General features: G+C 66.8%; 18 protein-coding genes. 14 read left to right on the top strand and 4 right to left on the bottom strand.

What is annotated here, in order from left to right; translation table 11 throughout:
* Window positions 1-18: 18 nt before the first annotated feature.
* From dapA to ACIQPR_RS45765, 3 genes are read right to left on the bottom strand one after another with little or no spacing between them, the layout of a single operon-like run.
* Entirely contained in the window at window positions 19-942 is a 924-nt protein-coding gene (dapA, locus tag ACIQPR_RS45755) for a 4-hydroxy-tetrahydrodipicolinate synthase (protein WP_403662551.1), read from the bottom strand.
* Window positions 939-2,411, bottom strand: a complete 1,473-nt coding sequence (locus ACIQPR_RS45760; RefSeq protein WP_403662553.1) for a fumarylacetoacetate hydrolase family protein — start codon at window positions 2,409-2,411, stop codon at window positions 939-941. The genes dapA and ACIQPR_RS45760 overlap by 4 nt, the downstream gene beginning before the upstream one ends.
* Window positions 2,412-2,443: 32 nt before the next feature.
* The gene (locus ACIQPR_RS45765; protein ID WP_403662556.1) at window positions 2,444-3,238 is read right to left on the bottom strand and encodes an SDR family NAD(P)-dependent oxidoreductase; all 795 of its coding nucleotides are present in this window, start codon (window positions 3,236-3,238) and stop codon (window positions 2,444-2,446) included.
* 183 nt (window positions 3,239-3,421) lie between these two features.
* Here ACIQPR_RS45765 and ACIQPR_RS45770 point away from each other — a divergent pair, with 183 nt between their 5' ends.
* The 11 genes from ACIQPR_RS45770 (at window position 3,422) to ACIQPR_RS45820 (ending at window position 16,354) form a co-directional block, all read left to right on the top strand.
* The gene (locus ACIQPR_RS45770) at window positions 3,422-4,936 is read left to right on the top strand and encodes an APC family permease (RefSeq protein ID WP_403662559.1); all 1,515 of its coding nucleotides are present in this window, start codon (window positions 3,422-3,424) and stop codon (window positions 4,934-4,936) included.
* Between the two features lie 131 nt (window positions 4,937-5,067).
* The gene (locus tag ACIQPR_RS45775) at window positions 5,068-6,066 is read left to right on the top strand and encodes a helix-turn-helix domain-containing protein (RefSeq protein WP_403662562.1); all 999 of its coding nucleotides are present in this window, start codon (window positions 5,068-5,070) and stop codon (window positions 6,064-6,066) included.
* A 141-nt stretch (window positions 6,067-6,207) separates the two neighbouring features.
* Window positions 6,208-7,659, top strand: coding sequence for an aldehyde dehydrogenase family protein (locus tag ACIQPR_RS45780; RefSeq protein WP_403662565.1), 1,452 nt, complete (start codon window positions 6,208-6,210; stop codon window positions 7,657-7,659).
* Window positions 7,660-7,705: 46 nt separating this feature from the next.
* On the top strand, window positions 7,706-8,209 hold the full coding sequence (locus ACIQPR_RS45785; protein ID WP_403662568.1) for a DoxX family protein: 504 nt from the start codon (window positions 7,706-7,708) through the stop codon (window positions 8,207-8,209).
* Between the two features lie 34 nt (window positions 8,210-8,243).
* The gene (locus ACIQPR_RS45790) at window positions 8,244-10,172 is read left to right on the top strand and encodes a primary-amine oxidase (RefSeq protein ID WP_403662571.1); all 1,929 of its coding nucleotides are present in this window, start codon (window positions 8,244-8,246) and stop codon (window positions 10,170-10,172) included.
* A 105-nt stretch (window positions 10,173-10,277) separates the two neighbouring features.
* Complete coding sequence (locus tag ACIQPR_RS45795; protein WP_403662574.1) at window positions 10,278-11,111, top strand: MoaF C-terminal domain-containing protein; 834 nt, start codon at window positions 10,278-10,280, stop codon at window positions 11,109-11,111.
* Window positions 11,112-11,151: 40 nt separating this feature from the next.
* Window positions 11,152-11,940 carry an SDR family NAD(P)-dependent oxidoreductase gene (locus ACIQPR_RS45800; protein WP_403662578.1) on the top strand — a complete coding sequence of 263 codons (789 nt, stop codon included), beginning with the start codon at window positions 11,152-11,154 and terminating at the stop codon, window positions 11,938-11,940.
* Between the two features lie 37 nt (window positions 11,941-11,977).
* A complete protein-coding gene (locus tag ACIQPR_RS45805; protein ID WP_403662581.1) occupies window positions 11,978-12,583 on the top strand; it encodes a cysteine hydrolase family protein in 606 nt (201 codons plus the stop codon).
* A 59-nt stretch (window positions 12,584-12,642) separates the two neighbouring features.
* The gene (locus ACIQPR_RS45810) at window positions 12,643-13,671 is read left to right on the top strand and encodes an ABC transporter permease (RefSeq protein ID WP_403662584.1); all 1,029 of its coding nucleotides are present in this window, start codon (window positions 12,643-12,645) and stop codon (window positions 13,669-13,671) included.
* Window positions 13,668-14,540: an ABC transporter permease gene (locus ACIQPR_RS45815; RefSeq protein ID WP_403662587.1), complete on the top strand. Its 873-nt coding sequence runs from the start codon at window positions 13,668-13,670 to the stop codon at window positions 14,538-14,540. Before ACIQPR_RS45810 ends, ACIQPR_RS45815 begins: the two co-directional genes overlap by 4 nt.
* Window positions 14,537-16,354 (top strand): ABC transporter ATP-binding protein, encoded by a 1,818-nt coding sequence (locus ACIQPR_RS45820; protein WP_403662590.1) that lies wholly within the window; start codon window positions 14,537-14,539, stop codon window positions 16,352-16,354. Before ACIQPR_RS45815 ends, ACIQPR_RS45820 begins: the two co-directional genes overlap by 4 nt.
* A 44-nt stretch (window positions 16,355-16,398) precedes the next feature.
* On the opposite strand, the gene ACIQPR_RS45825 is transcribed toward ACIQPR_RS45820, so the two are convergent.
* A complete protein-coding gene (locus ACIQPR_RS45825; RefSeq protein WP_403662593.1) occupies window positions 16,399-16,812 on the bottom strand; it encodes a nuclear transport factor 2 family protein in 414 nt (137 codons plus the stop codon).
* Window positions 16,813-16,993: 181 nt separating this feature from the next.
* Here ACIQPR_RS45825 and ACIQPR_RS45830 point away from each other — a divergent pair, with 181 nt between their 5' ends.
* Genes ACIQPR_RS45830 through ACIQPR_RS45840 form a run of 3 tightly spaced genes read left to right on the top strand, consistent with a single transcriptional unit; the run spans window position 16,994 to window position 20,318 of the window.
* On the top strand, window positions 16,994-18,556 hold the full coding sequence (locus ACIQPR_RS45830; RefSeq protein ID WP_403662596.1) for an ABC transporter substrate-binding protein: 1,563 nt from the start codon (window positions 16,994-16,996) through the stop codon (window positions 18,554-18,556).
* A complete protein-coding gene (locus ACIQPR_RS45835; protein WP_403662599.1) occupies window positions 18,556-19,404 on the top strand; it encodes an SMP-30/gluconolactonase/LRE family protein in 849 nt (282 codons plus the stop codon). The genes ACIQPR_RS45830 and ACIQPR_RS45835 overlap by 1 nt, the downstream gene beginning before the upstream one ends.
* Window positions 19,401-20,318, top strand: a complete 918-nt coding sequence (locus ACIQPR_RS45840; protein ID WP_403662602.1) for an SMP-30/gluconolactonase/LRE family protein — start codon at window positions 19,401-19,403, stop codon at window positions 20,316-20,318. The genes ACIQPR_RS45835 and ACIQPR_RS45840 overlap by 4 nt, the downstream gene beginning before the upstream one ends.
* Window positions 20,319-20,329: the final 11 nt, after the last annotated feature.

Below are 20,329 nucleotides of genomic sequence, written 5' to 3' on the forward strand. Positions count from 1 at the left end.
CGCGAGTCCTCGGAGCTGTCAGAAATCGAAGTCGAGCAGGTCGGCACCAGCCGTGCGGAGCGCCCTGATCCTGTCCAGGCCGCCTGCGGTCGGCTCGTTGAGCGGGGGCCTGACATGGCCGGATGCCAACAGGCCGGCTTCCTTGAGCACCCACTTGGCCGGGGCAGGGTTGGTCTCGACGAACAGCAGGTCCACCAGCGGGTGCAGCCGGTAGTGCAGATCCCGTGCACCTTCGTGATCGCCCTCGTCCCAGAGTTCGTACATGCGGGAGACGGCCCGGGGCGCGATGTTGGTCAGCGCCGAGATGAAGCCGGCGCCACCAAGGGCGAGCAGCGGCAGGCACAGCAGCTCGATCCCGGACCACATCAGCAGGGATTTGCCGCAGGCGTGGAAGGTGCGGGAGAAGTGCTCGAAGTCCTTGGTGGTCTCTTTGATTCCGACGATGTTGTCGAAGTCGCGGAAGAGCCGACCCACGGTCTCTGGGGCGATGTCGACTGCGGTGCGCGAGGGTACGTTGTAGACGACCAGGGGGAGGTCCGGGAATTCCTTCGCGACGGTGGCGTACCAGCGGTAGAGCCCGTCCTGCGTCGGACGTGCGTAGTACGGGGTGATGACCAGCGCCGCGTCCGCGCCCAGGTCCTGCGCCGCCGCTGTGAGCTCCAGAGTCTCCTCCAGTTTGGCGGACCCGGTGCCTGGCAGGAACGGCAGTTGGTCGTCGATCACCTCGGCCGCCGCGCGCATGGCAGCGATCCGCTCGGCGACGCTCTGGGCGCTCGGCTCGCCGGTGGATCCGCCCAGGGAGATACCGTGCGAGCCGGAATCGATCTGCCAGCGCACCAGCGTGCGCAGGCCGTCGAGATCCACCCCGCCGTGGTTCGTGAACGGAGTGACGACGGGTGCCAGTGACCCGCGGATGAGAGAGGGGTCGCTGCGGAACTTCATGCGTGCTTCTCCTTACGTGTGCTGTCGTCCAGGTGGCCGGCGCGCCAGGCGCGGTATTCGTCCTGCCAGTCCGGTCCGATGGGATACAGACCGTTGACCGAGGCGCCGCGGGTGACCTGCTCGGTGATGAAGGCCTCCTGCAGTTCCTGCTCCTCGCTGTCCGCGATCAGCTCGTCCAGTAGGTGTGGCGGCAGCACGATCACGCCGTCGGCGTCGCCGACAATGACGTCGCCGGGCTGGACGAGCGTGTTGCCGCAGGAGACCGCCACGTCGGTGTCCCACGGCACGTGCTTGCGACCTAGGACGGCAGGGTGCACGGAGGACGAGTAGACGGGCAGGTTCAGAGCGGCGACTGCGGCGCTGTCGCGCAGCCCACCGTCGGTGACGACCCCCGCCGCACCCCGTAGCAGAGTTCGCAGGGCCAGGATGTCGCCGATGGTTCCGGCGTCAGCCTCCTGCCGGGCGTCCATGACCAGCACTTCGCCGGGCAATACAGATTCCACCGCCCGTTTCTGAGCGTTCATTCCGCCGCCGTACTGGGCGTACAGATCCTCGCGCAGGGGCAAATAGCGCAGAGTCCGGGCAGTGCCGACGAGTTTCAGGTCGGGCCGGGTGGGCCGGACGCCGTCGATGAAAAAGCCGTTGAGCCCGCGTTTACGCAGCTGGGAGGCGAGGGTTGCCACCGACAGACGGGTCAGGGCCACACGCTGATCGGTCGACAGCCCCGGAAGGGACGGCCGACCGTGGGCGGCGGCCAAGTCCTCCTCGGATCGGCGGGGCATCGCGCCGTACTCTGCTAGTGGCGCCGGATCTTCGATGACCATGTTGGCCAGCCGACCAGTGCTCAGACGTTTGCCTGAATCCGGGGCGACCCCATCGACCTCGATCTCGACCACGTCGCCTGGTTTGACCACGCCCGCGCCGGTCGGTGTCCCGGTGAGGATCACGTCACCGGGTTCCAGAGTGATCGTCCGTGAGAGATCTGCGACCAGGTGGGCGAAGTCGAACAGCAGAGTGTCGGTGGTGTCGTCTTGCACCAGTTTGTCGTTGACCCAGGTGCGCAGCCGCAGTGTGTCCGGCGCGACCATGAGCGCGTCCAAGAGCGCGGGGCCGATCGGGGTATAGCCGTCGGATCCCTTGGACCGCAGGTTGGATCCGCGGTCCGCGTATCGCAGATCGTAGACGCCGGCGTCGTTGGCGGCCGTGACCCAGCGGACGTGGGACCAGGCACGCGCGGGCGGCACCCGGTGCGCACGTTCGCCGATGACGAGTGCGATCTCGCCTTCGAAGGACATCAGCTCGCATCCATGCGGCCGTACTAGGGGGTCGCCGCTCCCGGAGAGGGAGGTGGACGGCTTGAGGAAGTAGGACGGCTGGTCAGGGATCCGGCCGCGCTCGGCAGCCCGGCTTCGGTAATTGAGATGGACGGCGATGACCTTGCCAGGGGTCACGTCGAGGGGATGGGGCATCAAGGTCTCCGAGCGTTGCGGGCGGCTGCAGGTCAGGTGCGAGGTTCGATACGGAAGCCGTATGCGCTGGTACCGACGTCGACGGCGATCGCCCCGCCGTCCACGGCCAGCACTGAACCGTTGACGTAGGAAGCGGAGGAAGACAGCAGCCAGGCCACGGCCTGGGCGATCTCGACTGGATAGGCGGCTCGCCCCTGGGGGACGAGCCGGGTGACCTCCGCGTACGCCTCCTTGCGGTCCCGCCCTCCGGAGAACTCGTCCATCTCCTGATCTGCCATCTCGGTCTGTGCCCAGCCGGGGCAGACGACGTTGGCGCGCAGCCCCTGTCTACCGTGATCGACGGCGAGGCTCTGCGTGAGCATGGCCAGACCCGCTTTGGACGCCGCGTAGGCTGCCGATGCAGTGGGCGCCCGCAGCGCGGCAACAGAGGACACAGCGACAACCGAGCCTCGGGCGGAGAGCAAGTGCGGCAGCGCCGCCCGCGCCAGAAGGTAGGGCCCGGTGAGGTTCGTTCGAAGCACCGTGTCCCAGTCGTCGGGCGATGTCTCAAGCGCCGTGCCAGCGATCATGACGCCAGCGTTCAACACCAGCCCGTCGAGTCGTCCATGGGCGGCAAGGGTTGCGTTTACCAGGGCCGTCACGCCCTCCTCGGTTGCCGCATCCGCCGCGAACGGCAGCGCGCCGGTCTCCTCGGCCAGCCGTTTCAGGGGCTCGGCGCGCCGGCCGGAGGCGACGACATGGTGGCCGGAGTCGGTCAGCAGCCGAGTGGTCGCGGCACCGATGCCGGTACCGGCTCCGGTGATGATGAAAACGTGGCGGTCGGACATACTCAAAGTCTGCGGAGGCCGAACCCCGGCGGACTTGGATGGGGCCGCACACCCGTTGACCGTGTGCGACCGACGCCTTCGGCTGTGACGCGCACCGACAAGTCCTGAGCGCTCCAGGACAAGACCTCAACGCCAGGCGCAGGCACAGTGGCCGCACCCATCAAACCGGCCCGAGGAGCGGCAGTGGAACAGCGAACCGGGGACTCCCCGAACGGATACGAGCAACTGGGAACTGGTCACAAGCTCGGTCTGCTCGACGTGGTTGCCCAGTCTGTGGGATTCATGGGACCGGTCTTCTCGGTCGCCGCGATTGTTCCTCTGGTCGCGGGCATCATCACGGCAAGCGGCAACGGCGCTGGCGGTGCCGCGCCCCTGGCGGTGGTTGTCGCCGCGATCGGAATGCTGGGTCTGGGCTGGACCGTCGTGCAGTTCACCAAGCGGATCCGGTCCGCCGGATCCCTGTACGACTACATCGCCGAGGGACTGGGCGAACGTATCGGTGTCGCCGCCGGGTGGGTCTACTACGCCGGTATCATTATCCTAGGCGCGGGTATCGCGGTACTGATCGGCGGGACCATCCACGACCTGCTACATGCAGAGTTCGGTCACTCCCTGCTGCCCGACTGGGGCTGGAACCTGCTCCTGCTGGTGCTCCTCGGGCTGGTCCTCCACATCGGTGTACAGCTGTCCACTCGGGCGCAGTTCGTGCTCGCCATGATCTCGATCGGCGTACTGACGCTGTTCTTCGTCTATGTGATCATCAAGTCGGGCTCAGCTAACAGCGTCAAGGCGTTCGAACCGTCCAGCTCGCCGACCCACTGGAGCGGCATCTTCTTCGGGGTGCTCTACGGTGTCCTGCTGTTCACGGGCTTCGAGGCTGCGGCCAACGTCGCCGAGGAGACCGAACATCCCAAGCGCGACGTGCCGAAGGCCGTCCTGTTCGCGATCCTCGCCGCCTTCGGCTTCTACCTGCTGGGCAGTTACGCGCAGGTCGTAGGCTTCCACTTTGACCTGGACGCGATCGGCAAGGCGAACGGCTCCGCTCCCGCGCCCGCGGCCGGCCTGGTCACCATGCTCGCCGGGCCTAAGGCGGGCGGAGGCATCGGCGGGGAGGCGCTGCGCCGCCTCGTCGAGCTGATCATCCTTCTCGATATGGCGGCCGTGTACATCGGCGTCTCTGTGTCCGGTGCCCGAGGCCTCTTCGCGATGGGCCGCGACCATCGCCTGCCCAAGAAGCTCGCTTCCATCGCCAAGACCCGCAAGACGCCCCTTGGCGGGAACGCCGTGGTCATCGGTGTCTACGCGACCTGGATCGTACTGACTGCAGCCTGGGGCGGCCTGTTCGCGGTGCCGGGCTTGCCGCACTACTTCGCGATGTACTCCTGGCTGTCCGCCTTCGGCGCATTCGGCTTGGCCATCACCTACGCGGTGCTCTCGATCGCCGTGCTGTCGCCCGTCATCGACACTCCGCTGTGGCAGAAAGCCGTGGCCTGTCTCCTCGGCCTCGCCGTTACCGGCGGCGCGATCTTCGGCTCACTCTACAAAGTTCCTGCTCCGACCATCTACGCCCCCTACGCGGCCTTGGCCGTCCTGGGGATCGGGTTCCTCGCCTCGTTCGTCTTCACCGGCCGCACCCGCGCGAGCCGAGTGCTGGCCCAGGCTGATGGGGCGCAGGCTGTGACGGAGCGAGTCGGCTGACCACGAACGGATGGCCGGACGGCGATCGGGCTCGGGTGCACGTTCGCCAACCGTGACCGGTCCGGCCTTGGCAGATTCCGCCTGCTGGTGCAGCCTGGCTGCATCAGCAGGCCATCTCCATCGGAGGCACCATGACTCTGGCCCTGCGTACAGCAGACCTGCCGACCGCCGAACGGTTCGATTTCTGGCGGAGCGTCGTCTGCGACACCTTCGTTCCTCTGCGCGCCGAGCCCGGCGAAGCTCCTTTCCATGGTGAACTACGTACGCTACGTCTCGGTGAACTGCAGGTGACCGAGATCGCAGCATCCGCCCACCGCGTGCACCGCACCCCGCGGACCATTGCCGCAGCCGACGAGGACTACTTCAAGCTCGGTCTGCAACTGCGCGGATACTGCGTGCTCACCCAGGACGGCCGCGAGGCCCCGCTCACCCCGGGCGACTTCGCGATCTACGACACCACCCGGCCCTACACACTCGCCTTCGACGACAGCTACCGTCAGCTGGTGCTGATGCTTCCTCGCAAGCAACTGCGACTTCCTGCCGAAGACGTTGCCCGGCTTACCGCTGTCCGAGTCTCCGGGCGCCAGGGCACTGGCGCCCTTGTGTCACCGCTGTTGCTCCAGTTGGCAGACCACCTGGACGAGTACGAGAACCCGGGCAGCCTACGGCTGGCCGACAACATCGTGGACCTGCTGGTGACACTGCTCGCCGAACACCTGGGCACCGAGTTGCCGTGCCCGGCAACGGGGCGCAGGGCCCTCATGATGCGTATAGCAACGTTCATCGAGGCCCACCTGAGCGATCACGACCTATGTGCAGACACCGTCGCGGCTGCACACTTCATCTCGACCCGCTATCTGCACAAACTCTTCCGGGACGAGGGCACCACGGTCTCCTCGTGGATTCGTGAACGGCGTCTGGAGCACTGTCGCCGGGATCTGCGGGACCCTTTGCAGCTAGCTCGCCCTGTTGGCGTCATCGCCGCGCGCTGGGGCTTCGCCGACGCCGCGCACTTCAGCCGGATCTTCAGGTCCGCCTACGGCACCAGCCCCCGTGAGTACCGCGTCACCAGCCAGCCCGGCGTTGGCGTCACCCTCTCTGCGGCCATGGAGACCTGGCTTAAGGAGTGAGCGGACGCGGACAACCGCTGTTCCCTCAGGGACAAGATGCCCCAGTCCCAAATCGCCACCCTGGTCATGAAGGCGCGGCTCCCGCGCCTTACGCCCGCCAACGAAGGCAGGCGTCATCGGCCAAGGAAATGGGGCACCACCATGGACCAGGTTAAAGGTCGGCTGTTCATCGGCGGACAGTGGACCGGGGCGGCCAGCGGGAAGGAGTTCACCAGCTTCGACCCGGCGACCGGACAGCCCATCGGCACATTCGCGGAGGCCGGCCCGAGTGAGGTGGACTCAGCCGTCGATGCTGCCCGCAAGGCACTGTCCGCCCGCTCCTGGTCGGGGATCACGGCCGCCGAACGGGCCCGCCTTCTGTGGCGGGTGGCCGAGTTGGTCGAGGAACACGCCGACGAACTCGCCGAGTTGGAGACCCGCGACCAGGGCCAGCCTCTCGGGGTCGCCCAGGGCGTCAGTGTCGCGACCACCGCCGAACACTTCCGCTACTACGCCGGCTGGTGCACCAAGATCGAGGGCGTCGTAACCCCTGTGTCCTTCCCCGACACCCTGCACTACACCCGGCGGGAGCCGGTCGGTGTGTGCGCGCTGATCACTCCGTGGAACTTCCCGCTGATGATCGCCTCCTGGAAGATCGCCCCCGCGTTGGCCTGCGGTAACACGGTCATCGTCAAGCCGGCCGAGCAGACGCCGTTGACCACGGTGCGGCTGGTCGAACTCATCGAAGAAGCCGGGATCCCCGCTGGCGTCGTCAACCTGGTCACGGGCGGTCCTGGCGTCGGTAAGGCGCTGGTTGCCCACTCGGGCGTCGACAAGGTCTCCTTCACCGGGTCCACCGCCGTTGGCCGGGAGATCGTCCGGGCCTCCGCCGGGAACCTCAAGCGGGTCACCTTGGAACTCGGCGGCAAGGCACCAAGCATCGTCGCCGCCGACGCCGACATCGATGCCGCAGTGGCGGGCAACCTCCAGGGTGCCCTGCTCAACAGCGGACAGGTCTGCGCCGCCTACACGCGCGTGTACGTCGACCGGCACAGGATCGACGAGTTCACGGAGAAGCTCGCCACGGCCATGGCTGGCCTGCGCTTGGGCCCCGGCATCGACCCGCAGACCCAACTCGGTCCCCTGGTCAGCCCCGAGCACCTGGCTGGCGTCGACGCACATGTTCGTGCTGCGGTGGGGGCCGGTGCCCAGCTGGTGACCGGGGGCTCGAAGGCTGACGGAGAACTGGCGTCCGGTAACTTCTACCGGCCCACCGTGTTCGCGGGTGTCGACGACGACATGGCGATCGTCCGCGACGAAGTCTTCGGCCCCGTGCTGCCTGTCCTCGCCTACGACGACCCGGAAGAACTAGCAGACCGCGCCAACGCCACCGACTACGGCCTCGCAGCCGCCGTATGGACCAAAGACCTCGCAACCGCCCACCGCATGGCCGCCGACATCCGGGCCGGCGCGGTGTTCGTCAATATGCTGCCCATCCCGGACAGCGCCGCGCCCTGGGGCGGCTTCGGGGCCAGTGGGTGGGGGCGCGAGATGGGCAAGTACGCCCTCGATGTCTTCACGGAGGTCAAGGGCGTCTGGATGCACCTGGGCTGAGCGTGGGTCACCGCGCTGCCCACCACTCGCCGAAGGGATACGCCGCATGGCGCCTCAGCTCTCGCCCCAGTCCGTATCTTTCCCTGCCACGACCGATCCCCGGACACTCATCGCCGCTCCCGCCGTCCTGCGTGCCGGACTGGCGATCGTTTTCATCGCCCACGGCGCCCAGAAGCTCTTCGGCTGGCTGGGCGGGGGCGGAATCACCGGAACCGGCGACTACTTCGCCTCGCTCGGGGCGCACCCGGGAGCGCTGTGGGCGGTGACAGCAGGTCTGGTCGAGTTCGGCGGCGGAGCAGCCGTAGCGGTCGGTCTGCTCACCAGGCCGACCGCCGCCCTCCTCGCAGTCGACATGTTCCTCGCGATCATCCTGACCAACTGGGAGAACGGCTTCTTCGCCGAGAAAGCGTCGGGCGGCTGGGAGATCAATCTGGTCCTGATCTGTATGGCGGCGAGCCTCGTGTGCACTGGCGCCGGCCGCTTCTCGGTCGACAGGTGTATCGGAGCGCGCCTTGCACCCGGCGCCAGAGCGGCCGCCGCTTTCCGTTGAGCACGGAGCCAAGTACTTCTCAAGGAGAACCCGCGTGCCCGCTGTCATAGATCCCGCTCCGCCACACCCGCTCGACCGGCTGACCGAGACGGACATACGCGCCGCCCGCCGAGTGCTGGAACGAGAAGGACTGCTGAGAAAGAGTGTCCGGTTCGTGTACGTGGGTCTTGAAGAGCCGCCGAAGCAGGCAGTGCTCGACCACGTTCCGGGTGAGCGCCTCGAGCGCCGTGTGCGCGTCTTCCTGCTCGACACGGCGGACGGCCGCTCGCACGACGTCGTCGTCGCGCTCACAGACGATGTGGTCGAATCGATACGCGAACCCGATCCCGAAACGGAGGGGCGCCTGCCAATCCTGGACGAGGAGTTCAGCCTCGTCGAGCAGATCCTCGCCGCGCACCCCGACTGGTCCGCAGCATTGGCCGCACGAAGCCTGACGCCCCATAGGGTGCGGGTGGCGCCGCTGTCCGCCGGCTTCTACGACCGTCCCGACGAAAAGGGCCGACGGATCCTCCACACCCTGGCGTTCCGTCAGGACCACGTCCGGGACAATCCGTGGGCCCATCCCGTCGACGGCCTAGTCGCGTATGTCGACACGATCGCTCGGGAGGTCGTTCGGATCATTGACACGGGGGTGGTGCCGGTCCCCGAGGAGTGCGCGAACATCGACGACCTCGCTTTCACTGGGCCAACTCGCCGCACTCTGAAACCCATCGAGATCACCCAGCCCGAGGGACCGAGCTTTCACCTGGAAGGCGACGTCCTGCGCTGGGAGAACTGGAGCGTCCGGCTGGGGTTCGATGCCAGGGAAGGCCTCGTGCTGCACCAGCTGTCGTTCCGTGACGGAGACATCGAGCGGCCGATCCTGTACCGTGCCTCGGTCGCCGAGATGGTCGTTCCCTACGCGGACCCGTCACCGGTCCGCTCCTGGCAGAACTACTTCGACGCCGGAGAATACCTCTTCGCCCGTTACACCAACTCCCTCGAACTGGGCTGCGACTGCCTGGGCGACATCACGTACCTCGACGCCGTCCTGGCCGACGAGCACGGCCAACCGCAACGCATCCGGAATGCCATCTGCCTCCACGAAGAGGACCACGGTGTCCTGTGGAAGCACAACGAGATGTGGACCGGAACGGCCGAGACTCGTCGCCAGCGCCGTATGGTGATCTCGTTCTTCACCACGATCGGCAACTACGACTACGGCTTCTATTGGTACCTGTATCTGGATGGCGCCATCCAGTTGGAGGCCAAAGCCACCGGCATCCCATTCACGTCCGCCCTGCCTGGTCCCAGCGGCGAAAACCACACCTACGCCTCCGAGTTGGCCCCCGGCCTTGGCGCCCCTTACCACCAGCACCTGTTCTGCGCCCGTTTGGACATGACAGTCGACGGCATGAAAAACGCCGTCGACGAAGTGGAGGCGCGAGCCCTGCCCCTCGGCCCAGAGAACCCGTACGGCAACGCCTTCACCCTCGCCCGCACCCGACTCGCGCGGGAGTCCGAAGCCCAGCGTCTCGCCCACCCAGGGCGCGCCCGCACCTGGCACATCGTCAACCCGGAGCACAAGAACCGTCTGGGCCGGCCGGTGGGTTACGCGCTTCACCCGGAGGGGCAGCCGGTTCTGCTCGCTGATCCGAGTTCCTCCGTGTACAAGCGTGCGACCTTCGCCGCCAAGCACTTGTGGGTCACCCGCTTCGATCCTGCTGAGCGGTATCCAGCCGGTGACCTAGTCAACCAGCATCCAGGCCGAGCGGGACTCCCCACGTATGCCGCCGCCGACCGCGATATCGACGGCCAGGACATCGTGTTGTGGCACACCTTCGGCCTGACCCACTTCCCCCGCACCGAGGACTGGCCGGTCATGCCTGTCGACCACGCGGGATTCATTCTCAAACCGGTGGACTTCTTCGCCCGCAACCCGACCCTCGACGTCCCGGCCGGTACACCCCGCCACTGCTGCTGACGGGCGAGACGGTTTAGTCCCGACGTTGCTGGTGAGCAAGCCGGAACAGCACGTGACCTCGTGCCGAGTTGCGCAAGTGATGGACGCTGGCGGACAAGACCCCTGGTGGCCGCGCCGACTAGACATGAGGCCATGAGCACTTCACCCGAAAACGACGACACCGGCGGTCCCGCGCTGGGGCTCGGCGACACCTTCCTCACCAACAAGCCGGGCGAGAGCGAGGCACTGCGTGGACGCCGACTCGTCATCGGTCTTGACGACGGTGGCGAGATCGTTGTTGATCTGCGCGAGCGAATGCACGGCGTCGACTCGTCCGGCAGCACCTCGGGCAGACCCGAGCACGTGTACGAGGTCTTCGAGGTCGCCGAAAACCTGTACTTCCTGCGGGCGCAGGCCGTCCTCGATGGCTGCCGCTCCCGATCCGTCATCCTCGATTTGGAGGACGGCAGGGCGCTGGCCATAGACAGCAAGATCGGAGAGACGAAGGTTCCCGGCGAGCCGAAGGTCGGACAGCGTTTTCGGCACGGCGCACTGGTGGACTCGCCCAGCGACACGAGGTTCACGCCGTCACGGGAACTGGTGGGCCGCCGCATCATGTGGGCATACAGTCCGACCGACGTCTACGAGCACATCTACCTCAACGAAAACTGGTACGTGTGGCACTGCCTGGCGGGTGAGGAATTCCAGCAGGCCGAGGTGGATCCCTGCGTGATGTACGGGATCCGCGACGACGTCCACCTGCTGGCGTTTGGCGAACGGGCCCTGCCCATCGGCGCAGTGATGGTTCTGAATCTTTCCACCATGCGGTCCTACGCCTCGATGCTCGGCGAGGAGGGTGGTTCGCTGAGCGCGTTCGCCTTCGGAGCCATCGGCACGGAGATCAGCGACAGCAGGTTCCCGGAGCCGTATGAGCCGCGGCTCGCTCCCCCTCGTCCCTGACATGCGTCACGCATACCAACTTACAGTGCAGGAGACGTGCATGACCGGCAGCAGCCATACGACAGCCCGATCCGACACCCCCGTGACCGTCGTGACCGGTGGTGCGACGGGCATAGGTTTCGCCGTCGCCGAGGCACTGGCCGGGCGCGGCCATCACATCGTGATCGCCGGCCGCCGCAGCGAAGTCCTGGCCGAAGCGGTGGAAAACTTGCGGAAGAGCGCTCCGGACGTCACGGTCACCGGCGTCACGGCCAACGTGGGTGTGCCGGCCGACGTGGACGCACTGTTCGCTGAGGTGGCCGAGCGGCACGGGCGGATCGACGCCCTGGTGACCGCTGCCGCGGCTTTGCACGTCGCACCGTTCGACGAGCTCGATCCGGCCGACTGGCACTCGATGATCGACGTCGTCGTCAACGGAGCGGCCCTCAGTTGCATGCACGCCACCCGGTTGATGAAGGCCCAAGGTGGTGGCCGGATCGTCCTGGTCGGGTCCGTCAGCGGCATGGTCAGCGATGCCGGACTCGCGCACTACAACGCGGCGAAGGCCGCCGTCCACTCGCTGGCCCGCAGTTTGTCGGTGGACCTTGCGCCGTACGGCATCACCGCGAACGCGATCGCGCCGGGCTGGATCCGCACACCGATGATCTCCGACTTCGTCGACACGGTGGACGCCGAATGGCTACGGCACATGAACCCCATGTCCCGCGCCGCGGACCCCGCCGAGGTGGCCGACGTCGTGCGCTACCTCGTCACCGAGGCACCCACGTTCCTGACCGGCGCCACGATCGCCGTCGACGGCGGCCAGACCGCCATGAACCACTACCACTGAGCCGCGGTCCGGACAGGCCGGACGAGGAGAACTAGACATGAGCGACCTCAAGCCCATCGATCCCGCCTGCACCGCCCTGCTCGTGCTCGACATGCACGAAAGCGTGGCTGGCCCAAGCGCCACGGACGGCGCTGGAGTCCACGCGCTGGAACAGAACGTCGTCGAGCACATCGTCTCCCTGCTGGAGATGGCCCGTTCGGCCGGACTCCAGGTGATTCACGTGCACCACCGCAGCGCGAAGGGAGCCCGGCCTCAGGGCCTGCTGCCCGACCTGTTCCGCGAGCTCGTCGACGACCCAAGCCTCCAGGCGGGCGACCCGGGCATGGACATCCTGCCAGGACTCGAACCGGTAGGGGATGACATCGTGATCTTCAAGGAGAGAGTCAGCGCCTTCACCGGAACCGAGCTGGACATCGTGCTGCGGGCCGCCGCCGTCGACACGCTGATCCTCACAGGCACTTGGACCAACCTGTCGGTGGAGAGCACAGCCCGCTTCGGCGCCGACCTGGGCTACCGGATCGTCCTGGCCAGCGACGGACTCTGCTCCATCAGCCGCGAGTGGCACGACAGCGCGCTGTCCCTCGGCCTTTCGGTGCTGTGCGAGATCGGCACCACCAATCAGGTACTTGCCGCTGTCAAGTAACGCCGGGCGCGGACGCCGCGCCCGTCCTGGGAAAACCGTGGCTCTCTAGGAGGTCCACCATGCTCGAAACCGTGGCCGCCGAGACGGCCGGTGGTACGGCCGGCCCGTCAAGGCGTCGGCTCCGACAGTCCCGGCACTGGTGGATCGCCCAGCGCGCCGGATCCGGACTGCTCGTGCTGCTGGCCGTGTCGGCCGTGATCTTCCTCGCGACCCAGATGCTGCCTTCAGACGCCGCCCGGACCATTCTCGGCAAGCAGGCGACACCGGAGCTCGTGGCCCAGCTGAGGGCGAAGCTGCATCTGGACCAGTCGGTGCCCAGCCAGTACTGGCAGTGGCTCAGCCATGCGGTCCGGGGTGACTTCGGTCAGTCCATCGCCTCGCAGCGGCCGGTGACGTCACTGTTGACGGACCGTCTGGAGAACTCCCTGTGCCTGCTCCTGGTGGTCGCCGTGCTCATGGTCCCGCTGTCGGTCGCGATCGGCATCGCGCTGGCCGTACGGCGTGACCGGTTCGCCGACCGCACCGTGAGTACCGTCCTGGTCGGCCTGATGGCCCTCCCGGACTTCGTCATCGGCGCCTTCGTGCTGATCCTGCTGTCCACCACCGTGGTCGCCTGGTTCCCGTCCGCCTCGCTGATCCCGCCCGGCTCCAACCCCTTCGCGCATCCCGACGCCCTGGTCCTGCCCTGTCTCACGCTGCTGCTGACCACCACGCCGTTCCTCGCCCGGATGGTCCGGGCCTCGGTGATCGAGACCCTCGAATCGGAGTACGTCGCCATGGCGCGACTGCGTGGCGTCCCGGAACGACGGATCGTCTGGCGCCACGCACTGCCCAACGCGCTGGTGCCCACGGTGCAGGGCACCGCGCTGATGCTCAGCTATCTCCTCGGCGGTGTGGTCGTCGTCGAGTACGTCTTCACCTATCCAGGTCTCGGCGGCGCGCTCAACGATGCGGTGTCCTTCCGGGACATGCCCATGATCCAGGCGATCACCCTGGTCTTCTCCGCAGGAGTCGTGGTGTTCAACCTACTCGCCGACATCCTCACGGTGTATCTGACACCCAAGCTGCGCACCAGGGGCCCGCGATGACGACCGCCAACATCACCATAGCCCCGACAGTGCCCGACGTTGGTTCCCACCGCATCGGCCGCAACACTCAGTTGCTGGTGGGAGCGGTGGGCAGCTGCGTGCTGGTCCTGCTCGCCCTCCTCGGGCCGTTTCTGACACCGCATGCACCCGCTGACATCGTGGGGGCGCCGTTCCGGCCGCCCGGCAACGGACTTCCGCTTGGTACCGACTACCTGGGCCAAGACGTCCTCTCCCGCGTCCTCGCCGGCGGCCGGTCCGTGGTGTGGATGTCGGTCGCCACCACGGCACTTGGGGTTGCTCTGGGCACTGTGCTCGGGCTGGTGGCCGGTTACGCGCGCGGTTATGTCGGCGGGATCATCGTCTGGCTGATGGACGTTCTGCTGGCCTTCCCACAGATCGTGTTCGTCCTGCTCTTCGTTTCCCTGCTCGGACACAGTCCGCTGCTGATCGTGGCGCTGGTCGCGCTCGGCTGGAGTCCCACCGTCGGACGTCTCGTACGTGGCGTCACGCTGCAGACAGTGGAGCAGGAGTTCGTCGAGGCGGCCGAGATGATGGGCGTCCCCCGCTCGCGCATTCTGCTGCGCGAGATCCTCCCGAACATCGTCGGCCCGCTCGTGGTGCAGACCGGAGCCATTCTGACCTGGTCGATCGGCGTGATCGCCGGTCTGAGTTTCCTCGGTTTCGGGATCCAGGCACCACAGGCGGACTGGGGCCTGATGGTCAACGAGAACCGTGCGGGACTGGGCTTCCAGCCGTGGGCGACGGTCGTGCCGGTGCTGCTGATCGCCCTGTTCACTCTCGCCACCAACACGCTCGGTGAGGGCATCAGCCGCCGTATGACCGGCCTCACGGACAGGAACGACGCATGACCAGCACAAGCACGGAAGGACAGGCGACCGCACAGGCACGGCACGCGGTCGAGGTCTCAGGGCTGCGGATCGAACTGGTGTCGAGTGGCGTCGATGTCGTCAGCGACATCGACTTCGCCCTTGACACCGGCGAGATCGTCGGCCTGGTGGGCGAGTCCGGCAGCGGCAAGACAACCGTCGGATCGGCACTGTTGGGCTACGCACGCAAGGGCGCGCGGATCACCGCAGGCCGTGTCGTAGTCGGCGACGTGGACGTCCTCGGCCTCGATCCGGCGGCCCTAACCCGCGCCCGCGGCCGTCTGGTCGCCTATGTCCCGCAGGACCCCGGCGCGGCACTGAACCCCGCTCACCGTATCGGGATCCAGCTCCGCGAGGTCGTGACCGTGCACGAACCCGGCGTGAGCGAGAACGAATTGACAGAGCGAATCACACGGGTGCTGGACGAGGTGAAGCTGCCGAGCGACGACCACTTCCTCGCCCGTTTCCCGCATCAGCTCTCCGGCGGGCAGCAGCAGCGGTTGGCGTTGGCGCTGGCGTTCGTGCTGCGCCCGAAGGCGATCGTTTTGGACGAGCCGACCACAGGCCTCGACGTCATCACTCAGGCACATGTACTGGAGACCGTCCGGGAACTGTGTCGCAGTCACGGCACCGCAGCCCTGTATGTCACCCACGACCTTGCCGTGGTTCAGGAACTGGCCGACCGGGTCATCGTGCTCTACGCCGGGCGGATCGTAGAGTCCTCCTCGGCCCAGGCCATGTTCGCCACGCCCCGTCACCCCTACAGCCGGACGCTCCTCGCGGCCATTCCGGATGTCGCCGAGCGGCGCAAGCTGGCGTTGGCACCCGGACATGCGCCGTCCCCCGGCGAGCGGCCGACGGGCTGTTCTTTTGCGCCGCGCTGCGCCTTCCACCAGCCGACCTGTGGCGAACAGGCCCCCGAACTAACGGAGTTGGAAGCAGGACACGCTGTCCGCTGCTCGCGCGTGACCGAACTCGACGCACCACCCCGGATCGTGGGCGAGCCGGACTCCCGGGCCGAACCGACGGCCAACCGTCAGCCGCTACTGGAAGTCAGGGGCCTGAACGTCGGCTACGGCGGGGCAGCCGTCGTACGGGACGCCGGGTTCTCCGTGGCGGCTGGCGAGTGCCTGGCCGTGGTGGGGGAGTCAGGGTCCGGCAAGACCACACTGTCACGGTCGCTGGTGGGCCTGGTCATCCCTGACGCCGGCACGATCAGCCTACTCGGCGAATCCCTCGCGCCCAGGGCTCGTGAACGCAGCGCGCAGCAGCGGCGCACACTCCAGTACGTCTTCCAGAACCCGTACCGCTCCCTCAACCCGCGGCACACCATCGGACAGAGCCTGCAAGTCCCTGTCCAACACTTCTTTGGCGCGACCAGGGCCGAGGCGCGCGAACGTGTCGAGGCCGCGCTCGACCAAGTGTCACTGCCCCGACGACTGGCTCACGCGAGCCCCCGGGATCTGTCCGGTGGCGAACGCCAGCGGGCAGCGATCGCGCGTGCCCTGCTGTGCGAACCGAAAGTGCTGGTTTGCGACGAGATCACCTCGGCACTCGACGTCTCTGTGCAGGCCGCGATCATCAGGCTGCTGGACGAATTGCGCGCCGAGAAGGACCTGGCCCTGGTGTTCGTGACCCACAACCTGGGAGTCGTAAGGGCCGTGGCAGACCGCGTCGTCGTCCTCAACGGCGGACGCACCACGGAGTCGGGAACCACGGCGGAAGTCCTGGATCGTCCCCAGGACGAGTACACCCGCTCGCTGATAGCGAACTCGCCGCGGCTGGTCCTCTCCTGAGGCCCCGGCGGCCGGACGCCATCGTCCGGCCGCCGTCGGTTCCGTCAGGGAGCCGGCGGTACGTCGCCACCGCTGAGGAAGAATGTCTTGCTGGCGATCGCCCACGTGCCGTTCTCACGCACGAGCGTGAAGTAGTTGGTGAAGTCGGCCCCGATGTAGCCGGTCTCCTCCAGGACTCCCGCCGCCGCGTTCCCGGTGACGTCGATCGAACGGATGCGGTGGGAATACGAATCCTTCCAGCTCCCCGGATCCGGGGTCTCGCGTACGACGTTCAGGAACTCTGTGATGGGGGCCACGACCAACTGGTCGCCCAGATATCCCCACATGCGGGCGTCGGGACGGAATGCAGAGGCAACCACCTCGGCATCGGACGCCGAAACGCCCGTCACGTACAGCTCGATCACCGCACGGACGGCCTCGATGTCCACGTTGGTTTCCGTATGCGTCTCCGTGCCCATGGGAATTCCCTTCTCTCGCAGGTGGGTCTATTCGATTCCACCACGTTGATCAGGTGCCGGGCGGGCGTCACCGGACACGGTGACCTGAGAGACAAGAACTGTGCACCGGCGGACAACAGCACTGGCAGTCCCGCTGGGATGCTTCGTCACGAATCGGTATTTCCCCATGGTGGAGGCCTCAATGGAACTGAGCAGACGACGGCTCCTGAAAACCGGAATGCTGGGCGGGGCCACACTGCTCGGCGGCGGAATGCTCGCTGCGTGCGCAGGATCGAGCGGATCCCCCTCAATGGGATCGAGCGGCCCGACCGGAGCCCCCAAGCGCGGCGGTACCTTTGTCCACGGAATATCCGGTGGCAGCTCCAAGGACAGTCTAAGCGCCTTTGTGATTAACTCCGCCTCAGATTTCGGGCGCTTCAGCGCGATGTACGAAACCCTGTGGTATCCGACCGCGGACTACAGGATCGAGAAGAAACTCGTCGACGAGTATTCCGTGAACAAGACCGCGGACGAATGGACGATCAAGATCAAGGCTGGAGTGGAATTCCACAACGGAAAGCCGCTGACCGCCGAAGATGTCCTGTACTCGTTGAAGACCTTGCTGGATCCGAAGACGGCCGCCGCCTACGCCGGTTCCCTGGCGGACCTGGACCTCGTGAACAGCAAGAAGATCGACAACCTGACCGTCCTGCTCAAGCTGAAGTCGGGTCTGACCAATCTGCCCGAGATCCTGTCGACATTCATTCCGATCATCCCGGTCGGTTACAACCCGGCGAAGCCGGTTGGCACCGGCCCTTTCGTCCTCAAGGAATTCGAGCCCGGACGGCAGACCACGTTCACCCGCCACCAGAACTACTGGCAGCACGGCAAGCCCTACCTCGACGGCCTGACGCTCATCGACTTCGCCGACGAGAACAGTCGCGTCAACGCGCTCGTCTCCGGCCAGGTGATGGGGGCGGACACCATCGAGTTCTCGCTTCTGCCGCAACTACAGGGAAAGGCTGGTGTCAGTCTCCTGCACCAGGAGACCAACAGTTTCGTGCCTCTGCAGATGCGCACGGACCAGGCACCGTTCAACGATCCCAGGGTCCGCCAGGCATTCCGCCTCCTCGTGGACCGCAAGGCGCTCAACGAAGCGGCCTACCTCGGGCACGCCAGAATCGCCAACGACCTCTACTCTCCGTCCGACCCGCTCTACAACTCCGCGCTTCCGCAACGCACACAGGACATCGACAAGGCAAAGTCACTGCTCAGGCAGGCCGGCGCGCAGGATCTGCACGTCACCCTGACCACCGCGGACCTGGGCGCCGGGATCGTCAGTCTCTGTCAGGCGTTCGCCGCCCAGGCTAAGAAGGCGGGCGTGACTATCACTGTCAACAAGGTCGATCAGGCTACCTTCTACGGCCCGAACTACGGCAACTGGCTGTTCTCCCCGAACCTGACCTCGCCGGCAGACTACTTCTACACCTGTCAGTCCAGCGACGCACCGACTTCGACGACGAACTTCGTCCACTTCAAGGACGCCGAGTTCGACACGCTGTACCGCCAGGCTGTCGCCGAGACTGACCCGACCAAGCAGAAGGACCTGGCGCACCGTATGCAGCAGATCCAGTTTGACCGGGGCGGTTACATCATCACCGGCTTCTACGACGCCTTCGACGGCCACAGCGACAAAGTGGGCGGGCTGAAGCCGGATCTGTCCGGGCTGGCCCTGTACCGCTACGCCGACCTGTGGCTGGCCTGATGACGAGTTCCCCAGTCGTGCTCGCCGAGGGACTCGGTCACCCACAGGGCCCAGACGTCCTGGCAGACGGTTCGGTCGTCTTCGCCGAGACCTACACCGGCCGCATCGCAGCGCATCGTCCGGGTGAAGGGATCACCATCCTCGCAGCAGTCGGCGGCGGTCCGAACGCCGTCCTTGCGGCACCGGACGGCTCCCTGTACTTCACCCAGAACGGTGGCCAGGCCGGCGCCTGGCGCTCGCCCGAACAACGCCCGCCCGCCGTCGTACGCTTGCTCCCTGGATCGTACGAACCCGAAGTGATCGCCACCGCAGCGGACGGAGCGGAGTTCCTCGCGCCGCACGACCTCGCCCTCGGCTCCGACGGGACGCTGTACGTCACCGACTCCGGCACCTGGGACGCCGATGCGCGCCCCGACTCAGGACGGCTGATTGCCGTGGGCCCCGACGGGGCCGTCCGTACACTCCTGGACACCGGCCACACGTTTCCCAGCGGAATCGCAGTGGCCGACGACGGAGCCGTCCTCTGGGCCGAGTGCTACACCAACCGGGTGATGCGACTGCCGCCGGGCGGTCGGCCGGAAGTCCTGTGCACGCTGCCCGAGGAGCAGTTGCCCGAGTGCCTGAAAATCGGACCGGACGGCACCCTGTGGATCGCAGGCCTCTTCGCCGAAGGCGTCGTCGTGCTCGACCGGCACGGCAGACAAACCGACTTCGTCCCCACCGGCGGTCTGCCACTGAACTGTGTCCTCGCCGACGGGGCCCTCTATGTGACGGACCTCGGTTCCTTCGACGAATCGGAACCCGAAGCCGCTCAGATGACCGGCAGGCTACTGAAGGTGCTCCTGTGACACTGCCCCGACTGACGCTGCCCCGGCCTGAGATCCTCGCCGACCTCCTCGGACACCCTGAGACCCCCGAACTCCTCCTGGACGGTGGGGTGCTGTTCGCCGAGACCGACAGCGGCCGTATCTGCGTCCGCTACCCCGACGGACTGCTCGCCACCTTCGCGGTACCGGGTGGCCGCCCCTACGGCTGCCTCTTCGGCAGCGACGACCACGTCTACGTCACCCAGAGCGGTCACGACGGGCAGGGACGGATCGCGCCCCGGACCGTACCACCCTCCCTGCAGCGGATCAGCCCGGACGGCACCGCCGTTGAGGTGCTGGTCACTGAGGCCGACGGCCTCGCCTTCACCGCGCCCAACTCCCTCGCATGGGACCCTGACGGCCGGCTCTGGATCACCGACTCCGGCCGCTGGGACCCCGACGGACCTGGTGACCCCGGATACCTCTACGTGATCGGCCCTGGTCTGCGCGCCGAAGTCGCCCTCGAACTCGGTCCCACCTTCCCCAACGGCGTCCTGGCCGAATCCGACGGCGCCGTGGTCTGGGTCGAGTCCTACACCCGCCGGGTCTGCCGCCTGCTGCCCGGAGGCCTGACGGAGCACATCACCACACTGCCGGAAGGGCACACCCCGGAAGCGGTCAAGGCCGACGTCGACGGCAACCTGTGGATTGCCAACTTCGAGGCGGGTGGCATCGACGTCATTGCCCGCGACGGAACACCCCTGCACGAGGTCGTCCTTGGCGGCGTGCCGATCAACTTCGCCTTCGGCGAAGGGGAGTTGTACGTCATCGACTTCGGACTCACCGAGCACGAAAACCCGTACGGCTACCGCCCGGGACAGCTCAAGCGTGTTCCGTGCCGAACGGCCGGAGCCCCTGTCCTGCGCGGAGCGCTGGACCGTGCCGCCGTCACCTGACGGACTATTGA

The sequence above is a fragment of the Streptomyces sp. NPDC091280 genome (assembly GCF_044768565.1).
In the GTDB taxonomy this organism is placed as follows: domain Bacteria; phylum Actinomycetota; class Actinomycetes; order Streptomycetales; family Streptomycetaceae; genus Streptomyces.

Coding starts and splice junctions, on each gene's coding strand:
- dapA (WP_403662551.1), bottom strand. CDS start 942: ATGAAGTTCCGCAGCGACCCCTCTCTCATCCGCGGGTCACTGGCACCC.
- ACIQPR_RS45760 (WP_403662553.1), bottom strand. CDS start 2,411: ATGCCCCATCCCCTCGACGTGACCCCTGGCAAGGTCATCGCCGTCCAT.
- ACIQPR_RS45765 (WP_403662556.1), bottom strand. CDS start 3,238: ATGTCCGACCGCCACGTTTTCATCATCACCGGAGCCGGTACCGGCATC.
- ACIQPR_RS45775 (WP_403662562.1), top strand. CDS start 5,068: ATGACTCTGGCCCTGCGTACAGCAGACCTGCCGACCGCCGAACGGTTC.
- ACIQPR_RS45780 (WP_403662565.1), top strand. CDS start 6,208: ATGGACCAGGTTAAAGGTCGGCTGTTCATCGGCGGACAGTGGACCGGG.
- ACIQPR_RS45785 (WP_403662568.1), top strand. CDS start 7,706: ATGGCGCCTCAGCTCTCGCCCCAGTCCGTATCTTTCCCTGCCACGACC.
- ACIQPR_RS45800 (WP_403662578.1), top strand. CDS start 11,152: ATGACCGGCAGCAGCCATACGACAGCCCGATCCGACACCCCCGTGACC.
- ACIQPR_RS45805 (WP_403662581.1), top strand. CDS start 11,978: ATGAGCGACCTCAAGCCCATCGATCCCGCCTGCACCGCCCTGCTCGTG.
- ACIQPR_RS45810 (WP_403662584.1), top strand. CDS start 12,643: ATGCTCGAAACCGTGGCCGCCGAGACGGCCGGTGGTACGGCCGGCCCG.
- ACIQPR_RS45815 (WP_403662587.1), top strand. CDS start 13,668: ATGACGACCGCCAACATCACCATAGCCCCGACAGTGCCCGACGTTGGT.
- ACIQPR_RS45820 (WP_403662590.1), top strand. CDS start 14,537: ATGACCAGCACAAGCACGGAAGGACAGGCGACCGCACAGGCACGGCAC.
- ACIQPR_RS45825 (WP_403662593.1), bottom strand. CDS start 16,812: ATGGGCACGGAGACGCATACGGAAACCAACGTGGACATCGAGGCCGTC.
- ACIQPR_RS45830 (WP_403662596.1), top strand. CDS start 16,994: ATGGAACTGAGCAGACGACGGCTCCTGAAAACCGGAATGCTGGGCGGG.
- ACIQPR_RS45835 (WP_403662599.1), top strand. CDS start 18,556: ATGACGAGTTCCCCAGTCGTGCTCGCCGAGGGACTCGGTCACCCACAG.